This window comes from Pseudomonas costantinii (assembly GCF_001870435.1).
Taxonomy (GTDB): domain Bacteria; phylum Pseudomonadota; class Gammaproteobacteria; order Pseudomonadales; family Pseudomonadaceae; genus Aquipseudomonas; species Aquipseudomonas costantinii.
This window is the reverse complement of the sequence record NZ_MDDR01000063.1, coordinates 15,487-27,566: the sequence shown is the minus strand read 5'-3', so window position 1 is coordinate 27,566 and position 12,080 is coordinate 15,487. Positions and strand designations below refer to the sequence as shown.

Annotated in this window: 10 protein-coding genes and 1 pseudogene; 6 read left to right on the top strand and 5 right to left on the bottom strand. The window is 56.9% G+C overall.

Annotated elements, in window-relative coordinates; genetic code table 11:
- Both BFL40_RS30195 and BFL40_RS33460 read left to right on the top strand, forming a co-directional pair.
- On the top strand, positions 1–1,866 hold a 1,866-nt coding region (locus BFL40_RS30195; RefSeq protein ID WP_071487379.1), incomplete at its 5' end, for an autotransporter family protein.
- A gap of 212 nt (positions 1,867–2,078) precedes the next feature.
- A pseudogene (locus tag BFL40_RS33460) lies at positions 2,079–2,234 on the top strand (transposase domain-containing protein); the annotation flags it as partial.
- A 64-nt stretch (positions 2,235–2,298) separates the two neighbouring features.
- On the opposite strand, the gene BFL40_RS33455 reads toward BFL40_RS33460, so the two are convergent.
- From BFL40_RS33455 to BFL40_RS30190, 3 genes are all read right to left on the bottom strand, one after another.
- Positions 2,299–2,664 carry an avidin-fold protein gene (locus BFL40_RS33455; RefSeq protein WP_074851406.1) on the bottom strand — a complete coding sequence of 122 codons (366 nt, stop codon included), beginning with the start codon at positions 2,662–2,664 and terminating at the stop codon, positions 2,299–2,301.
- Between the two features lie 660 nt (positions 2,665–3,324).
- Positions 3,325–3,441, bottom strand: a complete 117-nt coding sequence (locus tag BFL40_RS33960) for a hypothetical protein (RefSeq protein ID WP_235864772.1) — start codon at positions 3,439–3,441, stop codon at positions 3,325–3,327.
- 11 nt (positions 3,442–3,452) lie between these two features.
- A complete protein-coding gene (locus BFL40_RS30190) occupies positions 3,453–4,373 on the bottom strand; it encodes a LysR family transcriptional regulator (protein ID WP_139213549.1) in 921 nt (306 codons plus the stop codon).
- Between the two features lie 220 nt (positions 4,374–4,593).
- Here BFL40_RS30190 and BFL40_RS30185 point away from each other — a divergent pair, with 220 nt between their 5' ends.
- The 4 genes from BFL40_RS30185 to BFL40_RS30170 all read left to right on the top strand — a co-directional run bounded on the left by BFL40_RS30185 (position 4,594) and on the right by BFL40_RS30170 (position 8,907).
- Complete coding sequence (locus BFL40_RS30185; RefSeq protein WP_071487377.1) at positions 4,594–5,484, top strand: TauD/TfdA family dioxygenase; 891 nt, start codon at positions 4,594–4,596, stop codon at positions 5,482–5,484.
- Positions 5,481–6,086 carry a LysE family translocator gene (locus tag BFL40_RS30180; protein ID WP_071487376.1) on the top strand — a complete coding sequence of 202 codons (606 nt, stop codon included), beginning with the start codon at positions 5,481–5,483 and terminating at the stop codon, positions 6,084–6,086. The genes BFL40_RS30185 and BFL40_RS30180 overlap by 4 nt, the downstream gene beginning before the upstream one ends.
- 243 nt (positions 6,087–6,329) lie before the next feature.
- Positions 6,330–7,169, top strand: a complete 840-nt coding sequence (locus BFL40_RS30175; protein ID WP_071487380.1) for a helix-turn-helix transcriptional regulator — start codon at positions 6,330–6,332, stop codon at positions 7,167–7,169.
- 397 nt (positions 7,170–7,566) lie between these two features.
- The gene (locus tag BFL40_RS30170) at positions 7,567–8,907 is read left to right on the top strand and encodes a diaminobutyrate--2-oxoglutarate transaminase family protein (RefSeq protein ID WP_071487375.1); all 1,341 of its coding nucleotides are present in this window, start codon (positions 7,567–7,569) and stop codon (positions 8,905–8,907) included.
- 59 nt (positions 8,908–8,966) lie between these two features.
- Here the strand turns inward: BFL40_RS30170 and BFL40_RS30165 are convergent, their stop codons facing one another.
- The gene (locus tag BFL40_RS30165; protein ID WP_071487374.1) at positions 8,967–10,925 is read right to left on the bottom strand and encodes a MacB family efflux pump subunit; all 1,959 of its coding nucleotides are present in this window, start codon (positions 10,923–10,925) and stop codon (positions 8,967–8,969) included.
- 2 nt (positions 10,926–10,927) lie between these two features.
- A complete protein-coding gene (gene macA / locus BFL40_RS30160) occupies positions 10,928–12,079 on the bottom strand; it encodes a macrolide transporter subunit MacA (protein ID WP_071487373.1) in 1,152 nt (383 codons plus the stop codon).
- Position 12,080 lies beyond the last annotated feature (1 nt).

Here is a 12,080-nt window from a genome sequence, read left to right as displayed (position 1 = left end):
ACCGGCAGCATCGACTCGCTGACCAACAGCGGCACCATCACCGGCCAATATGCTGCGATTTACAACGATAAGTTAGGCACTCTGGGCCCCATCACCAACTCTGGAGTCATTGCCGGCGCCATCATGAATGAGGCTTCACAGGACCTGAACATCAACGGTGGGACGGGTTCAACCTTCGGGTTACTGACCGGTTTTGGCGGCGGCACCGACATCGGCGACGTTGGGCTGATTACCAACACCGCGTCCAACGTGATATTTGGCTCAGGGAACCAGCTGCTAAACGACAATATCAATGTCGGCAGCTTCAAGGTGTCCAACCAGGGGACGCTGCTGGTCAATAACTCGATCACGATCACCGGCAACTACGATCAAGCCGCCAATGCCAAGCTGTTGATCGGCGTCAGCGACAGTGCCGTAGCCGCTGGCACAGCAAGCGACAGCGGTTACGGCCGCCTGGTAGTAACAGGCGACGCGAACATTGCTTCAGGCTCCTCTGTCGGCCTGGTCAGCACCCATACGTATGGTTTCGCTCAAGGCCAGCGTTATTTAGTGGTTCAGGCGGGTGGTGCCGGTACCAACTACAACGCCGACACCCTGCACTACTCCGTAGCCGGGTATGACGTTTCAGGTACCAGTGTGGTTGACGGCGCTAACAAGAATCTGGTGTTGACTGTGGGTGCAGTGCAGTCGGTGACACCGCCTGTCACTCCTCCGACATCAAATGGGCCGATAAATCGGGCCAATACCGCCGATGGCACTGCGTCCCTGGCGGGTCTGTTCAACTATCAAGGCTTCAACGCCGACCTGATGAACGTATTCAACGCCGCAGCTGCCAACGGTTCCACGGCTGCGGGCAACAAAGCCGGCGCGCAACTGAGCCCGACCGCTAACCTGGCCGCCGCCACTCAGGGCTCGGTCGCTTCCACGGTTCAGGTCTTGAATGTCACTTCGGCGCACCTTGAAGGGTTGCGTGGTGGGTCGACCGGGGTTTCCACCGGTGAAGGACCTCCGACTTCCGGCCTATGGACTCAGGCCTTTGGCGGTACCGCGCACATGGATGAACGCGACGATATCGCCGGTTACAGTGCACGCTACAACGGCCTGTTACTCGGCGCTGACGGCATGCTCAACGACAACTGGCGTCTCGGCGGTCTGTTCAGCTACACCAAGACCACCCTCAACAACAATGGCAACAACGACGGTAGCTCGGCGGACGTCAAGTCCTATGGCCTGTTCGGTTACGCCAGCTACAACGCCAATCCGTGGTACCTCGACCTGTCTGTGGGCGCTGTGCAGCACCAGTACGACACCCAGCGTCAGGTCGATTTCACCGGCGTCAACGGCACCGCCAAAGGCAGCCACAATGGCATGCAATACACTGCTTCGGCGCAAGCCGGTTATCCGATTGACCTCGGCGCCTCAATGGCCAACGTCATCCTCACCCCGATTGCCGGCCTGAGCTACAGCACCCTGCGTCAGGACAGCTACACCGAGAAAGGTGGGGCGGGCACCGCGCTGCACGTCAACGCCGACAACCTCAACTCGTTGAAAAGCGATCTGGGAGCCAAGCTGGCGCGTGCGTTTGCGACTTCATACGGCAGCCTGACACCGTCGGCACAACTGACCTGGCGTCATGAGTACCGTGACTCGGCGCTGCAATCGGTGGCTAACTTCAGTGCCGATACCACCGGTGCCACCAGTTTCAGCAGTACCGGACCTAAAGCAGTTGGAGACACGGGTGTGCTCAGCGTTGGTTTGACCCTGGTCACCCACAACAACCTGACCGTGGCCGCGCACTACACTGGCGAAACCGGCGGCGGCTTTAACGCCAACACCGGCGACCTGCAAGTGCGCTGGGCGTTCTAACACGAGCCTTGTAGGAGACCGAAACGCCCGCTTTTTCTAATGAAAAACGGGCGTTGCTTGTCGGCGCCAATGCTGAATCGACCCACGTGCTGAGGTGAGATCGAGCCACCTTTGAATCAACACAAACCCAGCAAAGGTAGTGGTGCGCGAGGAGTTTGACCGGGTCAGTGATATCTCGAAAACTGGGTCAATTCGGCATCGGCGCCAACACTTGGGCACTTGGACGCTCTAACTGGCTGTTTGCCGGGTCGCTTCGTAGCGGAAAACGGGCGGCGGCGATCATGAGCTTGATCCATTCGGCGCGCATGAATGGACACGATCCGTACGCCTATCTAAAAGATGTTCTCACGCGCCTGCCAACGCAGTAGGCCAGTGAGATTTCCGAGTTGCTAACGCACAGATGGACGCGAGCGTAATCAAAAAGCTTAACCGCTACGCGGAAAGCTCAACGTAGCTAGACTCCCCACCTCCAGTCGCGCCCGACAACCAACCCCATACGAACATCAGAGTGGTACGTCCTGCGTGATCAACACCTACCGTGCCACGAGACCAGCCAGCAAGAATCTCACCATCCGTAGTTAAGCAATGATAAAGAAGCTCAATGGTATCAGCGCCTGTCACACGTCCGACTTGATGACCCATGCGGATGCGGCCGCCTTGATAAGTACCCCAAATGGAGTCTTCTTCGACATGGTAGTGAAATACTGTGCCGGCACCGGATAGCCCGTGGGCGTTACCCGCTACCGTAAATCCGCGATTGTTCAAACGCTCCCTGATTTGAGCAAGGGGGATTTCCATAAGATGTCGCGTCCTTTTAGTCGAAATGTTCCATTACAACAGTCTCCGATGAGCTTAAGCCATTTTGTCGTGCCTGATGAGACGTCTGCTTGCCTATCCCTGGAGCTGCAACTCAAGACGATAAAACGCAAGATGTGTTCACCGCCCGCTTACTTAGCGGCAAAGCGTCGTGATTTTTAGATGAGTCAAGTGGCCTCTATCGCAAGGCGGGATGCCCAAACGGTTACGAAGGAAGTGTAAGTTGCCCCCATCTGAAAATTATCGGCATCTATTCAGGAAATAGAGATACGCGCGCTATCACCGGAGTTTGTTCTACTCCGCCGGTTTCGGCGGTGGCGACACCCATGACATCAGTGTGAATCGCCCCTGGTTTCGTAGAAACCTCCAAGCCCAGCAACCAATTACGCGGATGCAAATATTTGGTCGAACACAGCCGATCGGAGTCGCTGCTCTCGAGCGATAGCGGATTAGCTTGTCTTTGATGAGCCCTGCACCCTCTCTCCAGATCCAATGAGGAGTTATACCGAAAGCCAGCAACTGCCATACTGGAGTCCGTGAGAAGTCGCCGCTCGCGAACGCTCTCGCACCCTGTGTGTCTGGGGGCAAAACTGGGGGCATTATTAGTTTTTCATGACCTGAAACTACCGTCCTAGAGCCTAGTCAAAATGTTTTTTGGCGACCCTGATAGCCTTTAGGCATCATCGGGCACAAACAGCCAGTGCGATCAAACAGTGTGCCCCTCAGCGCCTGTTCAAGATGCTTGATCTGCGAACTCACCACCGACTGCGTCAACTCAAGAACTCCAACCCACGCTCGTCAATCACCGGCACGGTCTCCAACAAATAACGCTTGAAGCTCTCCAGTGTTGCGTTGCTATTACTGCGTGTGGGCCAGACCAGGTAGTAGCTGTCTCCGGTACTGACCGCCTTGTTGTAGGGCAGTACCAATGAGCCCTTGACCAGTTCGTCGCCCACCAGGGCCAGGTCGCCGATGGAAACGCCGCGGCCCTGGATGGCAGCGGAGATGCCCAATTCCAGGGTGTCGAAAATTTTTCCTTTCTGCCAGGAAACCGCCGACATCAAGCCCACACGCTCCAGCCAGCGTTGCCAATCGCGCCGGTCTCGGGATGGGTGAATCAACTCGGCGGAGAACACCCCTTCACCACTCAGGTTGTGCTGCTCCAGCAAGTTCGGCGAGCAAACCGGTATCAACCATTCATCAAACAACTTGATAGATCCCAGGTCACTGGAGAAACGCCCATTGCCCAACAACACCGCACAGTCGAACGGCTCAACATCGAAGTTAACGAAGTCGACATCCATCCACTCACTGGACAATTGCGCCTGCTCTGTACCATTCACCGAATTGAACTCGTCAAGCACATGCAGCAACCAGCGCATTGTCAAGGTGGAGGGTGCCTTGACCCGTAAGGTTTTCTCCTTACGGCTGGTTGTGGTGCAGGCGTGCTCGATCACGCGAAAGCCGACTTTCAGTTCTTGAGCCAACAATCGACCGGCCTGGGTGAGGAAAATCTTCGGCCCTTTGCGCTCGAATAACGCGCACCCAAAATGCTCCTCCAGGGCTTTAACGTGCCGGCTCACGGCACTTTGGGTGATGAAGAGGTTCTCGGCAGCCTGGGTGAAAGAACTGAAACGCGCGGCCAATTCGAAGGCACGCAATGCGTAGAGCGGCGGCAGTCGGCGCACCATTTGATCAGGAGCACCATGATTCATACTCATCCTTACCCGTCCTTTTTTTCCGCTTTTAAATACAGTGCGCTTGCCGAATAATTAACCGTACAAATAAGCGTTAGAACTTATAAAATCTTCAAGCGCAATTGCACCCAACTAAAATAAATTAATCATGCATGGCATGCGCTCACCCTCTGCGGCCTTTAATATTCTTAAAACACACAGCAGACAACTTACGATGCCTAACTTCAATCAACTCCTGTCCTCCAGCATCCAACAAGCCAAGCTCGACCAAGCGACCGAATCCGACATATTAAACTTCCGCTTATTTGGTAATAAAAAGGGCTTCCTGCATCTAAAAAACCTGCCCATCGGCATGATTCCTCCGACACCAAACGACCGCGCCAGCTTGCACAAAGAGTGCACGATCAGTGAACAGATCATCCTAAAAGCGACTGCCATGCTGGGGGACCCGATCGGGTATATCCAAGAATCCAACGGCGACATCATCAACAACTTTTTCCCGCATAAAAAATACTCCAAGGGTATCAACTCGGACAGCTACGACTGCGAGTTGGAACTGCATACCGAAAATGCCTTTCACGCTGTCTCTCCGGATTATCTGGTGCTGCTTTGCCTGCGCCAGGACCCCGGCGCCGAGGCCGCGACCTTCATTAGCTCCATCGATGGCATCCGCGACATCATCACCCCGGAAGACCTGAACTATTTCCATGAAGAAAAGTACAATTTCCTGTCGGACTACTGCGCGACAGAAAAAAACTGTCGTATTGATATAAATCAAAAACAAACGGTTCTATACGGTGACCCTGAATCGCCCTGCTTCCGGTTCGACCCTCAATTCATGGTCGCGCGCAGCAAACACGCGCAACTCAAACTTGAGCTCTTGCGCAAGGCCGCCTGGGAAGTCGCCCACCCGGTACACCTCAATGCCGGCGACCTGTTGATCATCGACAACCGTAAAACCGCCCATGCCCGCAGTGCGTTCTCAGCCAGCCTGGATGGCCGTGATCGTTGGATCCAACGTACTTTCGCGGTGGCAGGCTATCGCTACTACGCGCAACGCCTGGGCAACAACAAACGTGTACTGGACCTGGTAACCACCCTATGAGCATGCTTCACCTGACCTTTGCCCTGGCCGTGTTTTTCCTGATTGCCTCTCCAGGTCCGGTGGTGGCCCTGGTCATTTCCGACGCCAGGCAAGCCTGGCCCACCGCCACGATCACAGGCGGTGTGGTATCCGCCCAACTCTTGCTACTGATCACCCTGACGCTCATCTATACAGCGCTGGACGTCAGCCCGGTGCTGCTGAACTGGGGCCAACTGATCGGCGGACTGTATTTGGCCTGGCTGGGGGTATCCAGCCTCTTGGCCAGCGCAGACGGCCTTGCTCCGGTGCAAAACAGTCAGCGTCACTTTTTCTGGCGCGCCCTCAAAGTGGGCCTGTCCAACCCGAAAGACATCCTGTTTTTCCTCGCCTTCTTACCTGGGTTCATTGAACCCGATGGCGACTTCATTAAACAGGGCCTGGTGCTCGCACTGATCTGGGGTGTGATCGACGTCACTATTCTGCTGATCTATGGCGCCATCTCGCGTCAATTGCTGCCCTCCCTGATCGCCCAAAAAGTCATGGCCAAAGCACCCAGTGTGTTTCTGCTGGGCATTGGTCTGCTGTCTGGAGTCATGGGCACACAGCGGCTGATACAGGGATGACACGTGCACACATTGCAAACAGTGATACTCGAAAAAAACGACTGGAACCCCAGGTGATATCACTATGGCATCACTCGCAATCATGCTAGGGCACCGTTTAAAAACATGCAACAAAAGCTTGGGCTTTCTTGCCGTTTACCCCGTAAGGCTTGCTCTTCAATCGCCCCTGCTGCCGTGGCTTGCGCCAATCACTCTCACCCAACCTCTCTGACAATTCTCAACTCGAAACATGACGGTGAAATGATGAACTCTCAAACCCTGTTCCCCCTTATCGGTAAAGTCATCGCCAGTACAGGTAGCCGTAATTTCTCGCGGTTTCTGCATGATCTGGTACTCACCAAAGTGCCCGTGGATGCCACACACATTACGCACATACGCGTAAAGGGCGCTGAGGGGGCATACACAGAATCCAACGGCCTGGGCGCAGAGATCCTGAGCCCCGAGCGCATGTCTTCGTTGATTGAATTGGATCAACAAAAAACACCTGCATTACCCCCCGCCCCTCTGATGAGCGAGCGCGCCCTTGTTCAACGCATGGCCGACTTTTCATCGCCGGTTAACACGGGGGTCAAACAGGGCTCGGCGCCTATCACCTTCAGCTCCCAGTTGCATCTCAAATCACGCAAAAAAGAATACTTTTATATAATTTCGTTCTATCGCGCGCACGTCGATAACTTCTCGACGCAAGAGCAGATAATCCTCAAGGACTTCTCCTTGCTGCTGCTGGCGTTGGTAGAGAAACACATTAACGCGATAAATCCACAAGGCATGCTCGACAAAAATATCGCCACTGAGCGACTTGTCCCGCAAAACCGGGACATCGATTCCCTTCACCAGCGTTTTGAGGCTCGCCTGCTGCAATCAGGCTTGAGACTGTCCAATCGCGAAAAGGAAATCTGCACCGGCCTTTTGGCGGGGCGCACTGCACCTGAGCTGGCTGAAGCACTGGCGCTCAAAGTCAACACCGTGGAAAGCTACTTGAAGCGCGCCGTCATCAAAATGGGCATCAGTGGACGTCATTCGCTGATCCGTTGGATGCATGCCAATCCAGGCAGTCCGGCCGTTGCAAGTTTGCAACAGTAATACCTTATTTATTCATTTATCATTGCAACTTCAGCAACCTAGTTCTCGCGCTGCCTTTCAAATGCAACGTTCACGGTTCAAGCGCCTGTGCAAACTTCTGTTTCTACGCCACCTGGCGTGACATAGATTTCAGGGACATCCCGCGCCTGAACCGATAGCGATCGCTGCCGCCTTCCTTCAAACTAATCAGGGTCATAAGTTAACTTAACAGTGCTCACTTCATAGGCTGTTCAGCTAATTTTCGGCTGGGTTTCTTTGCCACTACGACAGTAATACGGTCATATAACCGACCCGCCGTTTACCGTCTTAAAGAGCCTGTCGTTATTAACGGCACGCCGCCTCTTGTTCCATCAACTATCCAGCGCTGCGCTTTGCCGCGGCCGATGAGTGCATGATTATGGAAGAGCTAAGTTATCTGAAGAACGTCGAGTCAAATGCACGCACCTATGCAGCCACTTTCCAGCGCCTGTTCGTCAGCGGCAACGGTGTATGGGTCAAGGATGCCCAAGGCAAGGAATACCTCGACTGCCTGGCCAACGCTGGCACCCTGGCTCTGGGCCACAATCCGCCCGCCGTCAAAGAAGCGGTGCTGGACTTCCTTGGCACCGACCAACTGCAACAAGCCCTGGACCTCGCCACACCGGCCAAACATGCGTTTGTGCAGGAACTGTTTTCCCAATTACCGGCTGCCATGCGCGACTCCAGCAAGATTCTGTTCTGCGGCCCCAGCGGCTCGGACGCAGTGGAAGCAGCGATCAAACTGGCGCGCCATTACACCAAACGCTCAGCGCTGATGGCCTTTCACGGCGGCTATCACGGCATGACGGCCGGCGCCCTGTCGGCCATGGGCAATCTCAACCCCAAAGGCATCCCCAACGTCACCGCGCAAAACACCCACTTCCTGCCCTATCCGTACCGCTTCCGTTGCCCGTTCGGCACTGATGGCGAGCAGACGGATCAACTGTCGATCGACTATATTCGCACCGTGCTCTCGGACCCGGAAGGCGGCGTCACCCGCCCCGCCGCTGTGCTCGTCGAAGTGGTGCAAGGTGAAGGCGGCTGCATTCCCGCCTCGGCCCAGTGGCTGCGTGGATTACGCGAGATCACCCGCGAGTTGGGCATTGTGCTGATCATCGACGAAGTGCAGACCGGCCTGGGCCGTACCGGCAGCACCTTTGCCATCGAACATGCCGGTATCGTCCCCGACATCCTGGTACTGTCCAAGGCGATCGGTGGCGGCTACCCGCTGTCGGTGATTGTCTACGCCGAACACCTCGACACTTGGGGCCCCGGCATGCATGCCGGCACGTTCCGCGGCAATCAGATCGCCATGGTCGCCGGGCGCGCCACCATGCGCCATATCCGCCAGACCGGCCTGGTTGAACACGCGGCTGCACGCGGGGCACAACTGCTTGCCGGTCTGAAAGAGATCGCCCGGCGTCATGAGTCGATCGCCGATGTGCGTGGCCGTGGCCTGATGATCGGCGTCGAGATCACCAAGTCGCGAGTGGATGGCCGGGCGGGCCTGGGCGACGGCACGCTGGCACGGGCGATCAAGCTCAATTGCTTCGATAATGGCCTGATTATAGAAACCGGCGGTCGTCACGGTTCAGTCCTGCGTTTCCTGCCCGCCCTGACCATCACCGAAGCCCAGGTGGGTAGCGTACTCGACCGCTTGGAAGACGCAATCAGCACTGCCACGGCGCACCGCTTGCAGGTGGTCGGCCAGTCTGCTTGACCAGCGGCCGCAAAAAAGCCCGCCAACCGTCACCGGTGGCGGGCTTTTTCATGGGCGCCTCAATCCCGCGCGAGGGCTTCGATCGGATCCAGTCGCGCCGCATTGCGGGCCGGTACAAAGCCGAAGATGATGCCAATCAGGCTTGAACACACGAACGCGGTGACAATGGACTCCAGGGAAAACACCATCTGCCATTCCTTGATCAGCAGGGAAAACACAAAGCCGATGCCGAACGACAATGAGATACCAATCACCCCGCCGATCAGGCAGACCATCACCGCTTCCACCAGGAACTGTTGGCGAATGTCCGACTGACGCGCGCCCACCGCCATGCGAATGCCAATTTCCCGCGTCCGTTCGGTCACCGACACCAGCATGATATTCATCACACCGATGCCGCCCACCACCAGGGAAATCAACGCAATCAGCGACAGCAGCAGGGCCAGCGACTGACTGGTCTTCTGCACCGTTTGCATGATGCTGTCGAGGTTGTAGGTGAAGAAGTCCTTGGTACCGTGGCGCTGCTCCATCAGTTTGACCACGTTGTCTTCCACTACTTTGCTCGGCTGCCCATCCTTGATCCGCACCGTGATGCTATCCAGGTAACGCTGGCCCAACAGACGCCCGGCAGCGGTTTCGTACGGCACCCAGACATTCAGTGCCTTGCTGGTGTTGAAGATGTTTTTATTGTCCGCCGCCACCCCAATCACCGTGCACGGCAGGTTCCCCACCAGGATGATCTGACCCAGCGCCTCGACATTGGGGCCGAACAAGCGGTTGCGAGTGTTGTGGTCAATTACCACCACCTGGGCCTGGCGTGTATCGTCGTCCTGGCTGAACGTAATGCCTTCGGCAATCTTGATCCCGCGGACCTGGAACGAGCTGGCACTCACACCGTTAACCGTGGCATCCACATCGATATTGCCAAAGCGCAGCAACAGATTGCGCCCGGCGTTGGGCGTAGCGCTGTCGATGTAATGCAACTCGCTGAGGGCGGTAACGTCGGACAACACCAGGGTCTCGATGGCCGAGGCATGGCTGTCGCCAAAGTCGTTGCCCGGATAGATATCAATGGTGTTGCTACCGATCGCCTGGATATCACTGAGTACATAACGCTTGGCGCCTTCGCCGATGGCCACGATCGACACCACCGATGTGATACCGATCACGATGCCGAGCATGGTCAACAACGTGCGCATGCGGTGCGAAATCAGCGCGACCCAGGCCATCACAAAGGCTTCCTTGAACAGCCCCAGGCTCGCCACCAGACGCCGCCCTGGTTTGGCCTTGATCGTGGTGGAGGCCGGCGGCGCCACCTCGACCCCCGCACGTTCATTGACCCGGTCACTGAGGACTTCGCCGTCGCGCATCTCGATAATGCGCTCGGCATTCGCCGCAACCTTGGCATCGTGGGTCACGATGATCACCGTGTGCCCCGCCGCGTGCAGCTCCAGCAAGATGTTCATCACCTCCTTGCCGCTGGCGGTGTCGAGGGCACCGGTCGGTTCATCGGCCAGTATCACCTCACCGCCGTTCATCAAGGCCCGCGCGATACTCACCCGTTGCTGTTGGCCGCCGGACAACTGGCTGGGGCGGTTGACCAGGTGATTGGCCAGGCCAAGTCGCGCCAACAACTCTTTGGCGCGGCTGTGGCGCTCACCTTCCGAAACGCCCGCGTAGATCGCCGGCATCTCGACGTTATGCATGGCGCTCAAGTGCGGCAGCAAGTGGTAGCGCTGGAAGATGAAGCCGAAGTGATCACGGCGCAGCTCCGCCAGCTCCTGATCCGCCAGGTCGCGGGTTTCACGGCCACTGATGGTGTAACTGCCGTCAGTGGCGTAGTCCAGGCAACCGAGGATATTCATCAGCGTCGACTTGCCCGACCCCGAGGCGCCGGTGATAGCCACCATTTCCCCGGCGTTGATGGTCAGGCTGACATCCTTGAGGGCCATGAAGGCCTTCTCACCCGCCACAAAGCTGCGGCTGATGCCTTTAAGCTCCAACAATGCTTGGGTCATTGTCAGACTCCCGCCACGACAGGCGACGGATCACCGATGACGACCTTGTCGCCTTCCACCAGGCCATCCTTGATCTGCGCCTTGACGTTGTTGTTGATCCCCACCTGCACGTTGCGTTCCTGGGCGTGACCGGTCTCGTCAACCACGCGCACCACGTACGAGCCGTCGGCATTGCGCTTGCCCAGTGCCGCCACCGGCATCATCAGCACATCCTTGGCGGTGTCCCGCACGATCCGCACTTGGGCGGTCATCGAAATACGCAGGCGGTGTTCAGGGTTGGGCACATCGAACAAGGCGTTGTAGAACACCGCCGTGTTCTGTTTGGTGGTACCCGCGGCCTGGGTGTCCAAGTAGTTCTGCGGGGCCGGTTCAGTTCCGCGCAGCTTGCCGTAGTAGCGTTTGTTGGCTTCTCCCAAGATGGTGAAATACACCTCTTGACCCGGTTGGATATGAATCACATCAGCCTCCGACACCTGAGCCTTAATGGTCATGGTGTCCAGGTCCGCCAGTTTCAGCAGCACGGGCGCCAGTTGCTCGGCGATCACAGTCTGGCCTTCCTGGGTGACGATGCCGACCACATCACCATCAATCGGCGCGACGATGCGGGTATAGCCCAGGTTGACCTTGGCGGTATCGATCTGGATACGCGCATTCTTCAGCTGGGCATCCAGGGCCACCAGGTTGGCACTCTGCACCAAGTAATTGGATTCGGCGGTCTCGAAATCCTGCCGGGAGATCGCGGCATCCGATTGCAGCTTGTTGTAGCGCTCCCATACCGATTTGGTCTGGGCAACCTGCGCCGCCGTGGCCTTGCGTTGGGCCTCCAGATTTTCTTCATTGACCTGGGCCTGGCGCAGGGCGTTCTGCAGCACCAATGGGTCGATCTCCGCCAACCACTGGCCCTTCTTGACCTTATCGCCGAGCTTGACCTTCAGTGACTTCAATTGGCCGGAGATCTGCGCGCCGACGTCCACCTGCTTGACTCCCTGCAAAATCCCGGTGGCCAGCACCGAGTTCTCGATCTCGCCCCGCTCGACCTTGGCGGTCAAATACTGTGGTGGCTCGGCCGGTGATTGCACCGAATAAACAATCATCCCGGCCACGACAGCCAGACCCACGCCCCAGAAAACCTTGCGAAACTTCGACTTTTCCATA